12 protein-coding genes are annotated in these 18,555 nt (G+C 44.8%); 3 read left to right on the plus strand and 9 right to left on the minus strand.

Going from position 1 to position 18,555, the window contains the following annotated elements:
* Positions 1-31: 31 nt before the first annotated feature.
* The 3 genes from pfkA to G587_RS0106100 form a co-directional block, all read right to left on the minus strand.
* Entirely contained in the window at positions 32-1,000 is a 969-nt protein-coding gene (pfkA, locus tag G587_RS0106090) for a 6-phosphofructokinase (protein WP_026491500.1), read from the minus strand.
* Positions 1,001-1,211: 211 nt separating this feature from the next.
* Positions 1,212-4,763 carry a DNA polymerase III subunit alpha gene (locus tag G587_RS0106095; protein ID WP_026491501.1) on the minus strand — a complete coding sequence of 1,184 codons (3,552 nt, stop codon included), beginning with the start codon at positions 4,761-4,763 and terminating at the stop codon, positions 1,212-1,214.
* An 84-nt stretch (positions 4,764-4,847) separates the two neighbouring features.
* Entirely contained in the window at positions 4,848-6,584 is a 1,737-nt protein-coding gene (locus G587_RS0106100; protein ID WP_026491502.1) for an ABC transporter ATP-binding protein, read from the minus strand.
* Between the two features lie 448 nt (positions 6,585-7,032).
* On the opposite strand from G587_RS0106100, the gene G587_RS0106105 reads away from it, so the two are divergent.
* A complete protein-coding gene (locus G587_RS0106105) occupies positions 7,033-7,335 on the plus strand; it encodes a hypothetical protein (RefSeq protein ID WP_026491503.1) in 303 nt (100 codons plus the stop codon).
* 120 nt (positions 7,336-7,455) lie between these two features.
* Here G587_RS0106105 and G587_RS21655 read toward each other — a convergent pair whose 3' ends face one another.
* From G587_RS21655 to G587_RS0106135, 6 genes are all read right to left on the minus strand, one after another.
* Complete coding sequence (locus G587_RS21655; RefSeq protein ID WP_051200805.1) at positions 7,456-8,409, minus strand: prephenate dehydratase; 954 nt, start codon at positions 8,407-8,409, stop codon at positions 7,456-7,458.
* A gap of 15 nt (positions 8,410-8,424) precedes the next feature.
* Entirely contained in the window at positions 8,425-11,994 is a 3,570-nt protein-coding gene (mfd, locus tag G587_RS0106115; RefSeq protein ID WP_026491504.1) for a transcription-repair coupling factor, read from the minus strand.
* A 68-nt stretch (positions 11,995-12,062) separates the two neighbouring features.
* Entirely contained in the window at positions 12,063-12,647 is a 585-nt protein-coding gene (pth, locus tag G587_RS0106120; protein WP_026491505.1) for an aminoacyl-tRNA hydrolase, read from the minus strand.
* 139 nt (positions 12,648-12,786) lie between these two features.
* On the minus strand, positions 12,787-13,107 hold the full coding sequence (spoVG, locus tag G587_RS0106125) for a septation regulator SpoVG (RefSeq protein WP_026491506.1): 321 nt from the start codon (positions 13,105-13,107) through the stop codon (positions 12,787-12,789).
* 37 nt (positions 13,108-13,144) lie between these two features.
* Positions 13,145-14,263: a glucose-1-phosphate adenylyltransferase subunit GlgD gene (gene glgD / locus G587_RS0106130; RefSeq protein WP_026491507.1), complete on the minus strand. Its 1,119-nt coding sequence runs from the start codon at positions 14,261-14,263 to the stop codon at positions 13,145-13,147.
* Positions 14,263-15,534, minus strand: coding sequence for a glucose-1-phosphate adenylyltransferase (locus G587_RS0106135; protein WP_026491508.1), 1,272 nt, complete (start codon positions 15,532-15,534; stop codon positions 14,263-14,265). Before G587_RS0106135 ends, glgD begins: the two co-directional genes overlap by 1 nt.
* Before the next feature lie 262 nt (positions 15,535-15,796).
* Between G587_RS0106135 and murC the strand changes: the two genes are divergently transcribed.
* Both murC and G587_RS0106150 read left to right on the plus strand, forming a co-directional pair.
* The gene (gene murC, locus G587_RS0106140; protein ID WP_026491509.1) at positions 15,797-17,182 is read left to right on the plus strand and encodes a UDP-N-acetylmuramate--L-alanine ligase; all 1,386 of its coding nucleotides are present in this window, start codon (positions 15,797-15,799) and stop codon (positions 17,180-17,182) included.
* A gap of 301 nt (positions 17,183-17,483) precedes the next feature.
* A complete protein-coding gene (locus tag G587_RS0106150) occupies positions 17,484-18,509 on the plus strand; it encodes a DnaD domain protein (protein WP_026491510.1) in 1,026 nt (341 codons plus the stop codon).
* The last annotated feature ends 46 nt before the right edge of the window (positions 18,510-18,555 follow it).

Here is an 18,555-nt window from a genome sequence, read left to right on the forward strand (position 1 = left end):
CTATTTTCACTTATGTTTATTCGAGTAAGAATTACAGGATCTTACTGATCTCGTACTGATACTCGTTGATGGACTTCTTCATTGCAAGAGCCTCATCGATATCATAGTCAACGAACTGACCGTTTCTGTATGCAACTACGCGGTTTGTCTTACCAGCTGTAAGGATATCTGCTGCATAGCATCCCATAAGAGAAGCATATACACGGTCTTTACAGGTCGGGCTACCACCACGCTGCATGTATCCAAGGATAGATGCTCTGGTCTCAAGACCTGTAGCAGCTTCGATACGACGAGCCATAGAAGCTGAGTGTCCGATACCCTCTGCGTTGATGATGATGTGGTGTGTCTTACCCTTCTTACGGTTATCAATGATGTTATCAATGATTCTCTGCTCGTTATAGTCATACTTCTCAGGAAGAAGGATGTCGTCAGCACCGTTAGCGATTGCGCACCAGAGTGCGATATATCCTGCATGACGTCCCATAACCTCAACGATACTTACTCGCTCATGTGATGAGGATGTATCTCTGATCTTATCGATAGCGTCCATTGCAGTATTGATAGCTGTATCAAAACCAATTGTGTAATCAGTACATGCTATATCAAGGTCGATTGTTCCGGGAAGTCCGATTGTGTTGATTCCCTGTGCTGAAAGCTTCTGAGCACCTCTGTAAGATCCGTCACCACCGATAACAACCATTCCGTCGATACCGTGCTTTCTGCAGATCTCAGCGCCTCTCTTCTGTCCTTCCTCAGTTGTGAACTCCATACATCTTGCAGTTCCGAGGATTGTACCGCCTCGCTGAATGATATCAGCAACACTGCGGCGCTCCATGTCAACAATCTCCTCATTAAGAAGGCCCATGTAGCCCTTTTTAACACCTTTAACCTTAAGTCCGTTTGCAAGAGCCTTACGAACAACCGCACGGATAGCAGCGTTCATTCCGGGTGCATCACCACCACTTGTAAGGACTCCGATAGTTTTGATTTCTTTTGCCATATCAGGTAATACCTCGTTATTGATAAATCTTTGTCACTTTTACGATTTATATATTAGCGCAATTTTTGGCAATCTGCAATTATGTAGGGGTATTAATTTAGTATTTTTTTAGATATGGTATGCCTCCGGAACATAATTCATTAATGGATGTTTTCGTCTGCGTCGTGATTTACTAAAACAAAAATATTCAAGGAGTAAGGGGGCGTATAGTTTATACTACCCTAATGTTGTCGGATCCGAATTTGTTGGCGAGGAGGGCGAGGGTGTCGTCGTTTGCTTTTACTTTTAAGGAAGGCGAAAGTTTTTTAATTTGTTTTGTATCTTTCAGATAAACTGCTACCTGGTCGCGAGCGCCGGGGCCTTTGACGGTAGAGAGTAATATTTCCTCGAGCAGCTTCTCATTTTTAGTATATGCTTCCTTATTATCAAACTGCACCCAAAGGGTTCTCGGTACTTCGTCGAAGAGCTGGATTTTGGAAGCGATGAGTTTGGCGTCCTTGTCCTCTTCGGCGTTTACGCGGCCCTGGATGAATACCTTGGCGTCGTCGCTTAGTCTTCCCACGTTGGACTCGTAGGTCTTGGGGAATACGATGACCTCTATGCTTCCAACAAGGTCCTCAAGGGTGATGAAGGCCATAAGCTGGTCGGTCTTGGTGTACTTGGTCTTTTTGTCGGAGATGATTCCACCGACAGTGACTGTGGAATTATCCTCAACCGTTGCTTCGCCTGTCTCCTCATCGAGATAGAAATCCGTGGTTTTTGCGGTTATGTGCTTTTTCCAGAGTCCCTCGTACTCCTCGAGAGGATGCCCTGATACATATACATCCAGAACCTCTTTTTCAAATTCGAGAAGCATGTCCTTGGGGTACTCGCCCACATCGGGAAGCTTTATCTCGAACTGTTCCTTCACCTCCTGAGGTGCAAAGTCGAACAATGACATCTGTCCTGCGACGCTGTTCTTATTCTTGTCATGGAGCTGATCCATCACTTTTCCGTAGACGCACATCATCTGCTTTCTTGTGCCGCCAAGGCTGTCGAGAGCTCCTGCCTTGATAAAGTTCTCCACGGCTCTCTTGTTGATGTCGCCGTAGGGCTCCATTCTTGTAAGGAAGTCGTTGAGATTCCTGAATTTTCCTCCCAGCTCTCTTTCCTCTACAACGGATTCGATGACAGGGCGTCCTACTCCTTTAATAGAAGTCAGGGCATAGCGTATAGCTTTTCCTGCGGTTCTGTCATCTGCTACCGGTTTTGAGCCGTCAGCAGTAGCTATTTCTACAGGCTTTGCAATTCTTGCTACTGAGAAGCCTGAAAAGCCCTCATTGATATCAGGGGGCATGATCTCAATTCCCATATTTCGACAGGTCATTATATAGGAAGAAACCTTTCCCTGATTGTCTATGACTGAGGTCATAAGCGCAGCCATAAACTCAACGGGATAGTAATATTTAAGCCATGCCGTCTGCATTGAGACAACCGCATAGCAGGCAGCGTGTGATTTGTTAAAGGCGTACTTTGCAAAGTCCATCATGGAATCGTAGATTCTGTTAGCCACATCAGGTTCTACTCCGATGGCCTTACATCCGGGAACGCCTTCCGCCTCGTTACCATTAACGAAGTTCTCTCGCTCGACCTCCATGACATGCTGCTTCTTCTTACTCATGGCACGTCTTACTTCGTCAGCTCGTCCAAGAGTGTAGCCACCCATCTGCTGAACTATCTGCATAACCTGCTCCTGGTAAACGATACAGCCGTAGGTGGGAGCAAGGATGGATTCAAGCTGCGGTGCTTCGTAGGTTATGTTCTGAGCATCCTTTTTTCCCGAAATATACTTAGGAATAAAGTCCATTGGGCCCGGACGATACAGAGAGATTCCCGCTATGATGTCCTCCAGAGACTGGGGCTTAAGTTCCTTCATGAAGGACTGCATTCCCGCACTTTCCAGCTGGAACACACCCTCTGCATGTCCGCTGCCGATCGCAGCAAGAACCTGAGGGTCATCGTAGTCGATCTTATCCATATCTATGTAATTGGGATCTCCCGGCTTTGCTCCGATGGATTCATTTGCAAATCTCGCAGCATCCTTAATTACAGTAAGGGTACGAAGGCCAAGGAAATCCATTTTCAAAAGTCCCAGCTCTTCAATGGTGGTCATGGTGAACTGGGTTGTGAGGTTACCTTCAGCTGACCTTGAAAGAGGAACCAGATCCTCTGCGGGCTTCTGGCAGATAACCACGCCGGCAGCGTGGATTGATGTGTGCCTCGGAAGTCCCTCAAGCTTTTTACACATATCTATCAGATGCTTAACCTGAGGATCTGAATCATACATTCCGCGAAGCTCAGGGTTCATATCCAGCGCCTTGGACAGCGTTATATTAAGCTCATTAGGTATCATCTTGGCGAGGTTGTCGCCATAGCTGTAGGGAAGATCCAATACTCTCGCCACATCCCTGATAACTCCCTTAGCCTGCAATGTTCCGAAGGTTATGATCTGAACAACCTTATCGGCACCGTATTTCCTGGTAACGTAGTCGATGACTTCCTGTCTTCTCTCGTACTCGAAGTCCACGTCTATATCGGGCATGGATACACGTTCCGGGTTAAGGAATCGCTCAAAGAGAAGATCATACTTAACAGGATCTATGTTTGTAATATGAGTGCAGTAAGAAACTACGGAGCCTGCTGCCGAGCCACGTCCAGGGCCCACCGCAATTCCATTTTCCCTACAGAAATTTATATAATCCCAAACTATGAGGAAATAATCCACATAGCCCATTCTTTTAATAACAGAGAGCTCGTAATCAAGCTGCTTCTTGATGGTTCCGTCATCCTCGGGATAGCGTTCCTTCAGACCATCGTCACAGAGCTTGTTAAGATATGTCCATGAGTCATACCCCTCCGGCACATCGAAGTGAGGGAGCTTGGTAACGCCGAACTCAATCTCGACATTACATCTGTCAGCAATCTTCTGTGTATTCTCAATAGCCTCCTGAGCATACGGGAAAAGAAGTCGCATCTCATCTTCGCTCTTAACGTAGTACTGACCGCCCTCATAGCGCATTCTGTCTTCATCTGAGACCTTCTTACCGGTCTGGATACAAAGAAGAAGATCGTGGGGCTCAGCGTCCTCCGCATAGGTATAGTGGCAGTCGTTTGTTGCAACAAGCGGAATATCCAGCTCCTTAGACAGTGTCAGAAGGGCAGAGTTAACCCTCGCCTGCTCCGGAATTCCGTGGTCCTGCATCTCAAGGAAAAAGTTGCCGTGCCCGAAAATGTCGTCATATCTTTTGGCTGCTGCCCTTGCTTCATCAAGGTCTCCCTTGGTTATCGCCTTCGGAACTTCACCTGCAAGACAGGCAGAAAGGCAGATTATTCCCTCATGAAATTCCTGCAAAAGCTCAAGGTCAACACGGGGCTTGTAGTAATAGCCTTCCGTAAATCCGCGGCTGACGATGTGGGACAGATTCTCATATCCCTTATTATTTTCTGCAAGAAGAACCAGGTGATAATATCTATTCTCATTAACCCCGGCTTCCTTCTCAAAGCGTGATCCCGGCGCAACATAAACCTCGCAGCCAAGGATGGGCTTTATGCCTTCCTTCTTAGCCAGCTTATAAAAATCAATAACTCCGTACATGACGCCGTGGTCAGTAATAGCGCCGGCTGTCTGTCCGAGTTCCTTTATTCTCTTTACATAGTCCGCAACCTTGTTGGACCCGTCCAGCAGGGAATATCCCGTATGGACATGTAAATGTGCAAATGACATGTATGTTACCTCGTTAGTAGTAAAGTCCCGCTCAACGGAACCAAGTATTACACTAAGCTTGAAAAGACCCGGCTAAACAATTACTTAAACCGTACCTACCTGCATACGATAGTACTTAGCGTAGATTCCGTTCTTTTCAAGTAGCTGCTTATGATTACCGGTCTCCTTAATTCCATCGGAATCAAGAACGATAATCTCATCAGCATTCCTGATAGTAGATAGTCTGTGAGCAATTGTTATCGTCGTTCTGCCAACTGCAAGTCTGTCCAGACTCTCCTGAATATATCTCTCTGATTCATTATCCAGGGCACTGGTGGCCTCATCAAGAATCAGTACCGGCGGATTTTTAAGGAATACTCTTGCTATAGCAATGCGCTGCTTCTGGCCTCCGGAAAGCCTTGCTCCACGCTCACCTACCAGAGTATCGTAACCATTTGGAAGTGAAGAAATAAAGTCATCCATGTCTGCCTTCTTCGCCGCTTCCCTGATTTCTTCAAAGCTTGCTCCCTGTCTGCCATAGGCGATGTTCTCCCTAATGGTTCCATTAAAAAGATACACCTCTTGCTGTACGATACCAATGACACCTCTTAAAGATTTCTGGGTAAGGCTTCTTACGTCCTTACCATCGATTTTCACAGAGCCCCTGGTGACATCGTAGAATCTTGGAAGCAAGCTGCAAAGTGTGGATTTTCCTCCGCCTGAAGGACCGACTATAGCAACCTTTTTTCCTGCATCAACATGAAGGCTGATGTGATCAAGAACCCTCTCCTCTTCGTCATCATAGGCAAAGGATACGTTCTCATAATCAACATCTCCCTTGCATTCCTTAAGCTCTTCAGCATCCGGGGCATCCTCTATCTCAGGCACAACATCCATGACCTCCCGGAATCTCTGGAATCCCGCAGCACCCTTCTGAAGCTGCTCCGTAAATTCAATAAGCACGTTAACAGGTGCAATAAATACATTAATATAAAGTGCATAGACTGCAAGATCTTCAACCGATAGGGTTCCCTTAGCAATAAAGAAACCGCCCGACACGATCACTGCAATGTACATAAGTCCTTCAAAGAAATTGTTGCCTGACTGGAACAGCGCCATTGTCAGGTAATTCGCCTTCTTGGATTCAAGAAAAGCATCGTTACTCTTATCAAACTTAGCCTTCTCAATGTCCTCTCCGGTAAAGGATTTCACAACTCTGATTCCACCAAGCGTATCCTGAAGTGATGAATTGATTCCCGCAATCTTTTTCCTGTTATCGAAAAAGGTTCTGCGCATGACTCCGTTCTGCCTGAATGAAAAGATGGCCATACATGCCACAACTGCTGCCAGTATCAGCGTCATCTGAACATTCATAGTCATGAGGATCAAAAATGATCCAACAAGCTTCACAACAGAAATAAATATATTTTCCGGTCCGTGATGCGCAAGCTCTGATATATCAAACAAGTCTGAAACAAGCTTGCTCATCATCTCGCCTGTATTGTTTTTATCATAATATGAAAAAGAGAATCTCTCAAACTGCTCAAAGAGATCACTTCTCATTCCCGACTCCATGCGAGCTCCCATCATATGTCCCTGATAGGTCACATAGTGCTTGCACAGCGCTCTGACTGTATACATTATAAAAAGTACAATCGCAAGCTTACCTATACCTGCAATTATTTTCTCCGGGCTCTCCAGAAAAAGTGTCTCCCTGAGAACTCTAAGTAGCTGCGGAAATACAAGATCTATAATTGACAATATCGATGCCGCCAAAAGGTCGAGCAAAAACACCCCAATGTAGGGTTTGTAATAAGGTATAAATTTTTTCAATAAGTCCATATCAAGCCTCCAAGTTGTATCATACCCTATACTATATTTTTAGTCACTTACTTTCATCGGATCATAACAATTCAAAAGGAAATATATGAATCTTTTAATGAATTTGGTACCCTTTTACCGCTTATTTTTTAGGCATCTGAAAACTAAAAGGGAAATATATAATGATTTCTAGCGATTTGGTACCCATAATTTTCCAAAACACGGGTACCAAACCTATAAAAATACACTGAAATTTCCAAACAGTCATAAAAAAGCCTAAGAAATCAGCCTAAAAGGATACCAAATCACAAAAAATGCTCTTAAATTTCCAAGCTTACATAACCCAGATTATGTAGGGACTAGATGCGGCCCCCTAGTGGTTTTTTATTGATCAATAGTCTAAAATATAAAAGGAATACTAAAATTATTCAGAATTATATTTCTGTAGTTTTCTTTGAGGGAGGTCGCTATGTATATTGCAATGCACTGTATCAATGCTACCAATGATTTACAGGATGAGATATGCAAGTTCTACGGAGTTCATTACGACAACAGATATAAATCCTGCGTCATTTCAACGGATCACCAGCACCACGATTTCGTGATGTCGATGACAGAAGCGGATTACAAAACATTTTATAATCAGATGCTTGCTGCTCTTGCCGCAGATGGTGGAAATGTTATTTCCCTTGAAAACGCGCATGTTTTCAGATGCCGCAAGAATGAAATCCGTCACGGTGAAAATCAGAAATGTACAGTTAAGAGACTTTAAAATATGTTGAAAATGCTGCCGCAGTTATTTTGCGACAGCATTCTTTTTTATTACCTATCTATATTTCTACTTCGTAATTTTATTCTTTATTTCTACATCCGGAATCCTTACAAATACTAATTACAGATTCTCCACAAAGTTACCAAATATCCTGATATCACTTACCGTGCACTGAAGTGCTTCAATAACCCTGTTCATTCCTTCAACCGTCAAGTCTCCTGTGAACTCAGCAAAAAACATGTACTGCCACTTCTGCTCAGGAATGGGGCGTGACTCCAGCCTTACAAGGTTAAGTCCGTAAATTCTGAAAACTGTAAGGGCTTCATGAAGTGCTCCGGCCTTATGCTCAGTTCTGAAGCTGATACAGATCTTGTCTCTTCCGGGTCTGAGCTCCATCATTGGCGATACCACCACGAATCTTGTGGTGTTACTTCTATTTGTATTAATGCCCTCTTTTATTATCTTAAGCCCGTAGATCTCAGCGGCTCTTGATGAGCAGATGGCAGCCTTACTCTTATCACCAAGCTCGGAAACCATGCGTGCACTTCCCGCGGTGTCTGCCTGAGGGACCCTCACCCAATCGCGATGCTCATTTAAAAACTGCTCGCACTGGAATATTCCCTGCTCATGTGAGAAAACTGTCTTGATATCAGACATATCCGCATCCGGAAGAACCATCAGGTTGTGCTTTACTCTTACGGTTGTCTCGCCCACCATATAGCACTCATATTGAGCAAGAAGATCATACACCTGGCGGATTGCACCTGTGGATGAGTTCTCAATAGGAAGAACCGCATAGTCTGCCGCTCCGCTTTTAATGGCTTCGAAGGTGTCCTCAAAATGAACAAGGCCTTCACTGTTAACGCCTTTTCCAAAAAAAGAAATAGCCGCCATCTCGCTGTAGGCTCCGGGCTCTCCCTGATAAACAACCTTAGGATTCTCTATGGGTTCTCTTACATTTCTAAGAGCACTATCCAAAGGCTCGCAGGCGCCGTGACTCTCTCCAAGCTTTCTCTCCACACGCTCACGAAGCTGTGTTATGTATCTTTCGTTAATTATCTGTATCTCGTCCATGTTGTCTCCACTTAATTAGTTATCTGCAAGAACTTCCATCTTCTCAATTATCTCTTCCACATCCTTAAGGAGCTGTCTTTCCGCCTGAAGAGTATTGTTATCCTTAACATATTTATACAAAAACAGCGGATATGAAGCCGGTCTGAAATTAATTTTTCCTTCGCAGGCATCTATGAAAACCGGAATATTCTCCGCCTTCAGTCTGGCGTTGTTGTTCATCTTAATTGCAACCTCGCCGTTTCCGCCCTTTATCTCCAGGATATAAAGCTTGTGCGCTTTTTCTCTTAAGAGTGATATTCTTATAAGATTGTCCACCGACTCAGGAATATCTCCAAAGCGGTCGCGAAGCTCATCTCTCATATCATCGCGGTCGCCCTCGTTCTCGATTCCGGCGATTCGCTTATAGATCTCGAGCTTTTGCTCCTCGTTAACAATATAATCGCTTGGAATGAATGCGTCTACATCGATGTCCACACTTGTTGAAAAATCTTCCAAAAGGGCATCCTTCTCCTCGCCCTTCTTCCTTCGAACCGCTTCACCAAGCATCTTGCAGTAGAGGTCATATCCTACTGAAGCCATGTGACCTGACTGGCTCTTTCCAAGGAGGTTACCTGCACCTCTGATCTCAAGGTCTCTCATGGCGATCTTAAAGCCGGAGCCTAAGTCCGTGAACTCACGAATCGCGGAGAGTCTTTTTTCAGCAACTTCCCTCAGCATCTTATTTCTCTTGTACATAAGAAAAGCGTAGGCTGTTCTGTTGGATCTTCCGACACGTCCTCTTAACTGATAAAGCTGTGAAAGTCCCATCTTATCAGAATCGTGGATGATCATCGTGTTGGCATTTGATATATCAAGTCCGGTCTCAATGATGGTGGTAGATACCAGCACATTGATCTCGCCGTCTATGAAGTCGTACATTATTCGCTCAAGCTCAGATTCCTTCATCTGACCATGGGCAAAGGATACGTTCACCTCAGGCACCAGCTTCTGGATTCTTGCAGCCACATCAGCGATGTCATTAACCCTGTTATAAACATAGTAAACCTGACCGCCTCTTGCCACCTCTCTGGAAATCGCCTCGCGGACCATCTCATCGTTGTACTCGCAGACGAAGGTCTGGATGGGCTGTCTGTCCATGGGCGCTTCCTCAAGAACGCTCATGTCCCTTATTCCAACCAGAGACATGTGAAGTGTTCTGGGAATAGGCGTTGCGGACAGTGTCAAAACATCCACATTTTCCTTAAGCTTCTTTATCTTCTCTTTGTGGGTTACGCCAAATCTCTGCTCCTCATCCACAACAAGAAGTCCCAAATCCTTATACACAACATCCTTGGACAAAAGTCTATGGGTTCCGATGACCACATCAACAAGACCCTTTTTCAGATCCTCAACTGTCTTCTTCTGCTCGGAAGCTGTGCGGAATCTGGACATCATATCAACCCTCACGGGGAAGTCCTTCATTCTCTCAGTGAAGGTGTTATAATGCTGCTGCGCAAGGATGGTTGTGGGAACCAGAATAGCAACCTGTTTTCCATCCTGAACCGCCTTGAAGGCAGCACGTATAGCCACCTCGGTTTTACCAAATCCAACGTCACCGCAGATAAGTCTGTCCATGATCCTGGAGGATTCCATGTCACCTTTAGTGTCCGATATAGCGACCAGCTGATCCTCTGTCTCATCAAAAGGAAATGCGTCCTCAAACTCCTGCTGCCACACAGTATCACGGCTAAACTGATAGCCGTTGCTGTTCTGCCTTTTGGCATAGAGCTCCACAAGGTCGTCCGCGATCTCCTCAACCGCTGTCCTTACCTTGTTCTTAGTTCTCTTCCAGTCGCCGGTTCCAAGCTTATTAAGCTTCGGCTTTCTGGCCTTGCCGTCAGCCCCTGCATCTCCGCTTGCATACTTCTGAATGACGTTAAGTCCCGTCGCAAGAACGTAGAGATTACCGCCATCTGCGTAGCTGATCTTTATATAATCCCTGACAACATGGTCAGTTTCAATCTTCTCGATTCCCTTGTAGATTCCAAGTCCGTGGTCCTCGTGGACAACATAGTCACCCACAGTGAGGTCCGAAAATCCTGAAATCTTTTCTCCGCTGTACTTTGACTTGGAGCTCTTTCTCTTTTTCTTTTTATGCTCAGTGAAAATATCACTCTCTGAGATAACCGCGAATTTTAAATCAGTGTACTCAAAGCCCTTAAGGATTCTTCCGTAATAGGTCATTATCTCCCCGGGCTGCAGCTCTCTCATGGGATTTTCACTATAAAAAGCTGTTACATTCTGATCTCGCAAATCCTCAACAATTCGCTTGGCTCTCGTTCGGGATCCTGACAATATCAGAACCTTGTAACCATTTTTCACAAAGCCCTTGAGGTCATGGACCAGGGATTCAAAGCTGTTGTTGTAGGGCGAGATACTTCTCGCATGAACCTCCACATGAAGCTCCGGCTCAAACTTGTTAAGTCCCGCAGGTGCCTGAAGTGCAGATACCATGACTCGCCTTGTGCTCTGCATTCTGGCGATACACTCTTCAGCTGAGTACAGAAGATCCATCTGGGAAGGCAGGGCATATCCATTCTCTGATCTGTGGATCATGCTCTCCCTAAACTCTGTCTCAACCGCAGATGCGTGCTCTAATACATGAAGCGGTTCATCTATGAAAATGCAGGATTTTCCTGCAGGGAAAAGCTCTAAGAAGGTCACCGTCTTATCATAGAAATATCTGATATAGCTCTCTAAGTTGACCTCCAGCTCAAGCTCTGTGAGCTCTTCCTTAAGTTCCTCGAAGGAAGTCTTTATCCTGTGGGCAGCCTCTGTCTTAAACTCGTCGCGGAGCTTTTGATAGACAAGCTTCGTCTCGCTCTCCATCTTCTTTAAGCCCTGCTTTTTCTCATCATCCGTAAGGATAATCTCGGCTGCGGGATAGATCTCGATGGACTCCAGCTTATCGATCGAGCGCTGGGTCATAATGTCGAAGCTTCTGATGTTCTCAACCTCGTCACCCCAAAGCTCTATTCTGTAGGGGTTCTCCTCAGTCAAATCGAAGACATCGATGATGTCACCTCTTACGGAAAACTCTCCCGGAGCACCGACCTGATACACTCTGGAATAACCGATCTTTGTGAGAGTCTTTGCTATCTCCCTCTCATTGACGGGCTTTCTCTTGTCGATTTTCAGGATGTTATCCTTGATGACATCTATCGGAATCTGAGGTGTCATAAGACTTGAGAAGGTGGTGACAACTGTAACGGGACGTCCCTCAATAAGGCGTCTCAAGCATCGGATTCTCTCCCTTACGATTTCATTGGAGTGGATATCCGCCTGGTAAAAGATCAAATCCTTTGCAGGGTAAACCGTCACATTGCGGTCGTAGAATCTGTAATCCTCCACAATCTCCTTAACCCTGATATCGCTGTAGGTTACGATGATGCGGTACTTAAAGTCCTGCGCCAGCCCTCCTATAAAATGAAGTTTCTGAGAATCCATGCATCCTGAAACCTCCGCACAGGCAAAGGGCTTTTCAAGATATTTATTCAGTTTTTGGAAAGCCTCCAGTTCCTGAAGAGGCGCTTCTATTGCTCTCATATTACCCTCATCCGTCTGCTGTGTAGACACCTTCTCCCAACGGAGAAGGCATTTAGTTTCATCCTATCTCATTTGTTTTCTTCGGGTTTATATCCGTTCCACTTGTTCATGGCGGCATTCACGTCGTTTTCCATGATTATATTTATCGCATCTGCAGCATGCTCCATGGCATCCATGACAAGTGCAGTATCCTCTTTATCAAAATGTCCAAGAACCCAGTCTGCAAGATCAATTCTCGGCGGCTTTTTGCCAACACCAACTCTTACTCTCGCAAACTGATCGTGACCAAGCTGAGCGATTATGCTCTTAAGGCCGTTGTGTCCGCCGGCACTTCCGCCGGGACGAACCCTGATTCTTCCTGGATCAAGCTCTATATCATCGGAGATAACAATAAGCTCCGTCTTAGTATCGATCTTAAAATAATCAGCCACAGGTCTGATGGATTCACCGCTAAGGTTCATGTAGGTGAGGGGCTTTAAGAGGATCACCTTTTCATTACCGATCCTTCCCTTTCCATACATTCCCTTGAACTTCATCTCAGTCAGATCTATGTCATACTTTTCAGATAATAAATCTATTACACCAAAGCCAACGTTATGTCTTGTGGCATTATATTTCTTCTCGGGATTGCCGAGTCCTGCTATTAAATACATATTACCCTCATCCGTCTGCTTCGCAGACACCTTCTCCCTAAAGGGCGAAGGCTTTCTTTCTTAATAAAATAATAGGGAATGACGTCCAAACGCCACTCCCCATATAATCTCATAAAATCATTCTGAATACAATTTTATATCAAAACAAACTTCCAACTCCTGTCGGTGCAGGCTCTTCAGCTACAGGTCTTGAATCGATAACTTCATCTGAAGCCTCGTCATAGGCCTTAAGAATTGTGTCCTGAAGTAACCTTCTGGTGTCGGAGTTGATAGGATGTGCAATATCGCGATACTCTCCATCAACTGATTTCTTGCTGGGCATTGCAATGAAAAGCCCCTTGTCGCCCTCAATAACCTTGATGTCATGAACTACGAATTCATTATCAAGTGTGATTGAAACGATTGCACGCATTTTGCCCTGCTTTGCTACTTTTCTGACACGAACATCTGTAATATTCATCCTGTTTGTCCCCCTTTTAGAAATGTCTTATGAATACTTAGATTACATACCTCTCATTATTTTCTACTACTATTTTGATGTCATTCTCTCCCTTGTAATAGGAGTTTGCCTGAATGGTACCATGACTCTCCACGATGCAATTCTCAATGTGAGTGTTGTCTCCAATGTAAACGTCATTCAGGATGATTGAATTCTTGATGTAGCAGTTATTACCAATGAATGCTCCCTTGAAAATAACTGAATCCTCAACCATACCATTTATGATGCATCCGCTTGAGATAAGGCTGTTTGAAACCTTAACTCCCACATTGTATTTTGCCGGCGGAAGGTCAACTACCTTGGTATAAACACCGGGATACTCGTTGAAGAAGTAGTTCCTTACTTCCGGTTTAAGGAAGTCCATGTTGGTGCGGAAGTAATCCTCAACTGAAGCGATGTTATTCCAATATGTCTTCAGCTTATAACCATAGATTCTCTTCATATCCTTGTATCTCACGAGGATATCCCTAACGAAGTCGAATCTCTCTTCTGTCTGTGCTTTCTCGATCAGCTCTATGAGCTGGCGGCGTCTGATAACGTAAATACCGCAGGAAACCGTGTTGGATCTTGCCACAACGGGCTTCTCCTCAAACTCCTCGATACGGCTCTCCTCATTCATGCGGAGTGTTCCGAATCTCTCAGCATCGATATCTGCTGCAACGTCCTTGCAAACCACTGTGATATCTGCCTGCTTTTCGATGTGATACTCGAGAAGCTTGTTATAATCCATCTTGTATACGCAGTCACCTGATGTGATAACCACATAGGGCTCATGACAGCTCTTCAAAAAGCTGAGGTTCTGCGCAATAGCATCGGCGGTTCCTCTGTACCAGAGATTTCCGTTAGCCTTTGCTGCAGGAGTGAATACATAAAGACCACCCTGCTTACGTCCGAAGTCCCACCACTTGGATGATGAAAGGTGGGTATTAAGGCTTCCTGCATTATACTGCGTGAAAACCGCCACCGTCTGAATGTGGGAGTTCGTCATGTTACTAAGTGCAAAATCAATACTTCTGTAAAAACCGGCAATGGGCATAGCGCAAACGGCTCTGTTTTTAGAAAGCTCGTGCATGCGGTTACTGCCGCCTCCGGCAAGAATAATTCCAATCGCTCTCACTACCTATCACCTGCCTTATCTAATGTTCTTCCGCTACCCAGTACTCTGTCAGGATAGTCTGCTTCGGTAGTTACACCGGAGATCATTGTGTTCTTTCCAACGGATACGCCGTCAGGCACAACTGATTTTTCTCCGATAGTTACGATTCCGTCTCTATAAATTCCGGGCTTGGTCTCGTTCTGAACTTCGTCACCCTCGCCAAGCTTTACATTATTGCCGACCTTTACATTCTCGGCTATAACTGCCTTTTCAATATTACAGTTCTCACCGATCTCGGTTCCGTTCATGATGATTGAGTGGCTTACTACTGTGCCCTTACCAATCTTAACTCCGCATCCGATAACGGAATTATGAACCTCTCCGTAAATCTCAGAACCTTCACCGATAATACTTCTGGAAGTAGAGCTCTCAGGTCCTAAGTACTGCGGAGGCTGAACCTCGTTTCTTGTGTAGATCTTCCAATACTCCTCGTAAAGGTTGAACTCAGGAACAATATCAATGAGCTCCATGTTAGCTTCCCAATAAGATGTAAGTGTTCCTACATCCTTCCAGTAGCCGTCAAACTCGTATGCATAAAGGGACTGTCCCTTCTCCTTGCAGTAAGGAATGATATGCTTACCAAAATCAAGACCTGGCTGATCCTGATTAGTGATGAGCGCCTCCTTAAGAGCTTCCCATGAGAAGATATAGATACCCATGGATGCAAGGTTGGAACGCGGCTTCTCGGGTTTCTCCTCGAAGTCCACAATTTTCCTGTCCTCATCGGTAATCATGATTCCGAATCTGCTCGCTTCCTCGATCGGCACGGGCATAACTGCGATAGTTACATCAGCTCCGTTCGCCTTGTGGAAATCAAGCATTGTCTCGTAATCCATCTTGTAAATATGGTCACCGGAAAGAATGAGCACATAGTCAGGATGATAGTTCTCCATATACTCTAAGTTCTGGAAAATAGCATTCGCTGTTCCGGTATACCACTCACTGTTTGCACTCTTTTCATAAGGAGGCAAAATGGATACACCACCGATATTACGGTCAAGATCCCACGGAATACCGATTCCGATATGCGAATTAAGACGCAGCGGTCTGTACTGAGTAAGTACACCCACTGTATCTACTCCTGAATTGATACAGTTACTCAATGGAAAGTCAATGATGCGGTATTTACCGCCAAATGAAACTGCCGGTTTTGCCATCTTTGCGGTCAGAACGCCCAGTCTGCTACCTTGCCCACCGGCCAGCAACATGGCAATCATCTCTTTTTTTATCATGTTAAGACCTCGTTGTCATCTAAATATAGTATCCGGTGTATTTTATTAATGGTAGATTTTAATTCCCCCCAAATAAATCACCACTTAGAGTATATCACATTAAAAAATTAAAGGAAACTTATTAACAAAAAAAATCCGCTATTTTTCTATCTTTTTGATACCTTTTTTTAATTTTGACATGATTAATGCGAAGTAGTAGAATTTCGGTAAAGAGCAAAATTAGTTTTTGCGCACATTTAATAAGAAAATCAGGAGGGACATCGTGTATCAGATTAGCTTTGATAATCCCATAAGTGTATATTTTATCGGCATCGGCGGCATCTCCATGAGCGGTCTTGCGCTGGTGCTTGCAGACAGAGGCTTTAAGGTAACAGGCTCCGACCGTTCAGAATCAGACGCTACCGCTGAACTTGTAAAGGCAGGCATCAGGGTTCACTTCGGTCAGAAGGCTGAAAATATCGATCCCGCTAATAAGCCCGATCTTGTAGTTTACACCGCCGCAGTTCATCCGGATAACCCGGAATTTGCTGCAGCAAAGGAGCTTGGAATTCCAATGCTCACAAGAGCTGAGCTCTTAGGTCAGATAATGCAGCACTACTATCTTCCTGTTAACGTTGCGGGAACTCACGGTAAGACCACAACCACTGCAATGGTTTCCAAGATAATGATCGAGGGTAAGCTTGATCCCACCGTTTCAATCGGCGGCTTTTTAAAGGACATCGACGGCAACATCAGGATCGGCGCTTCCAAATATTTCGTTACAGAGGCCTGCGAGTATACAAACAGCTTCCTTAGCTTTTTCCCGGGAGTCGGCATCATTCTTAATATCGACGCCGATCACCTTGACTTCTTCAAGGACCTCGACGACATCAGAAGATCCTTTAGAAAATTTGCCGAGCTCATTCCTGAAAACGGAACACTTGTAATAAACGGCGAAATCCCGAATCTCTCCGAGATCACAGATGGTCTTTCCTGCAACATAAAGACCTACGGTTTTTCAGATGAATTCGACTATTATCCTACTGATATCAGCTATGACGCTTTTGGTAACGCTTCGTTCCATATTAATAGAAGGAACGGAAATGGTTTTGATATTTCCTTAAAGGTTCCGGGCAAGCACAACATCGGCAATGCCGTGGCTGCCGCTGCAACAGCAGATGTGTTTGAGGTTCCGGACGCTGAGATTGCTGCCGGATTATCCTCCTTTACAGGAACAGGCAGACGCTTTGAGTACAGAGGAACCGTTGACGGCCTTACCATTATTGATGACTATGCTCATCATCCCACAGAGATCGCTGCAACACTGAGCGCTGCCAAGAACTATCCTCATAAAACTCTCTGGGTAGTTTTCCAGCCTCACACCTTCACAAGGACCAAGGCACTTATGGATGAGTTTGCAAACGCTCTTCTTCCTGCAGATAAACTGATAATTGCTGATATTTATGCAGCAAGAGAGACCGATAACTTAGGCATCAGCTCCAGGACTCTTAAGGAAAAAATCGAGTCCTTGGGACATGAATGTTATTACTTCCCATCCTTTGACGAAATAGAAAAATTTCTTTTGCAAAATTGCACTAAGGATGACATGTTGATAACCATGGGGGCAGGCGATATTGTAAATATCGCAAATGACCTTTTAGGAAGGTAATTGTCCACCCTATCCACTTACATCTTGCACAATTTAATCAAAATTTCATGTGGATAACTTCCGCTGACCGCACCCTCGAAACTAAATGTGCTGTCAGCGGTTTTCTTTACATTTTCCGTAAAAATAGTCCACGTTATCCACATTGTCCACAAAGGACCGGGATGGTCCAAGCCCAGTGTGGCTCTGCATTTTTATCGTCATTTTTCCCATTTGCACAAAGCTTTCTTTTGTGTATAATTCAAGTCGTGTTAAAGAGAATTAAAGAGAAAAATATGAAAAAAGTGGGTGAAGAAATCACATGATGGGGCGAGTTACAATTAATCACAATTCAATGATGTCAACGACATCACTTTCCAATATCTTTATTGATGAATATCTTGAAGATGCTAATGATGCTCAGATAAAGGTTTACCTTTATCTGCTTCGCATGATGTGCGCAGGCACGGCTACCAGCGTCGCTGACCTTGCAGATAAGTTTAATTATACGGAGAAGGACGTTCAGCGCGCCCTCTCCTACTGGGAGGAGCAAGGACTCATCGGGCTTGAGCTCGATGCTGCAGGTCAGCTGATTGGTATCCACATGCAGGATATACTTCCTAAGAGAGCCGCTAAGGTTACATCTCTTCGTTCTGTACGTATGACGCAGGAGGAGCCTCAGCCTAAGTATTCAGTTGTTAAGAAGCCTAAGAAGAAAGTGGATCACAAGGAGAATCCGCAGATGCTTTTCGTAGCTGAGCAGTACTTCGGTCGCACTCTTAATCCCGGCGAGATCAAGACTATCTACTATATTCAGGATGAGCTTGAGTTCTCAGAGGATCTTCTGGACTACCTTCTTCAGCACTGTGCAAGCAATGGCAAGAAGGACTTCGATTACGTCCGCAAGGTTGCAATGAACTGGCACGAGAAAGGAATTACAACTACAGCAGAGGCAAGCCGCGAGAATGCAGCAGGCAAAGCAGCTTATCAGATCATGAAGGAGCTTGGAATGCAGAACGCTCCTACTCCTGCTGAGCTTCAGTTCTTTGATCGTTGGCAGAATGATTACGGTTTTTCACTTGTTATCATCACAGAGGCATGCCGCAGAACAGTACTTCAGACTCAGGTTAAGCGCCTTCAGTACTGCGACGGTATCCTCAGAAGCTGGTACAAGGGCGGAGTTAAGACTGTTGCTGATATCAATAAACTTGATTCAGATTTCGGCAAGGAGACAGCCAAAAAAGAAACAGCCAAGAAGGCAGATAATATAAGAACTAACAATCGTTTTCATCAGTTTAGACAAAACGACTACGATCTTTCTAGTCTGGAACAGCAGTTACTGGACAATTAAGATATGTGTTCCCCCCGCGGCGATCAAATCCGTGAGGGGAGCACAG

Origin of the sequence: Butyrivibrio sp. XPD2002, from assembly GCF_000423945.1 — a bacterium.
Lineage (GTDB): Bacteria > Bacillota > Clostridia > Lachnospirales > Lachnospiraceae > Butyrivibrio.

What these genes read in the sequence shown, in the direction of transcription:
- G587_RS0106100 (WP_026491502.1), bottom strand. Translation starts at nt 6,584, where the DNA reads ATGGACTTATTGAAAAAATTTATACCTTATTACAAACCCTACATTGGG.
- mfd (WP_026491504.1), bottom strand. Translation starts at nt 11,994, where the DNA reads ATGAGAGCAATAGAAGCGCCTCTTCAGGAACTGGAGGCTTTCCAAAAA.
- pfkA (WP_026491500.1), bottom strand. Translation starts at nt 1,000, where the DNA reads ATGGCAAAAGAAATCAAAACTATCGGAGTCCTTACAAGTGGTGGTGAT.
- spoVG (WP_026491506.1), bottom strand. Translation starts at nt 13,107, where the DNA reads ATGAATATTACAGATGTTCGTGTCAGAAAAGTAGCAAAGCAGGGCAAA.
- pth (WP_026491505.1), bottom strand. Translation starts at nt 12,647, where the DNA reads ATGTATTTAATAGCAGGACTCGGCAATCCCGAGAAGAAATATAATGCC.
- G587_RS0106095 (WP_026491501.1), bottom strand. Translation starts at nt 4,763, where the DNA reads ATGTCATTTGCACATTTACATGTCCATACGGGATATTCCCTGCTGGAC.
- G587_RS0106150 (WP_026491510.1), top strand. Translation starts at nt 17,484, where the DNA reads ATGGGGCGAGTTACAATTAATCACAATTCAATGATGTCAACGACATCA.
- G587_RS0106135 (WP_026491508.1), bottom strand. Translation starts at nt 15,534, where the DNA reads ATGATAAAAAAAGAGATGATTGCCATGTTGCTGGCCGGTGGGCAAGGT.
- G587_RS0106105 (WP_026491503.1), top strand. Translation starts at nt 7,033, where the DNA reads ATGTATATTGCAATGCACTGTATCAATGCTACCAATGATTTACAGGAT.
- G587_RS21655 (WP_051200805.1), bottom strand. Translation starts at nt 8,409, where the DNA reads ATGGACGAGATACAGATAATTAACGAAAGATACATAACACAGCTTCGT.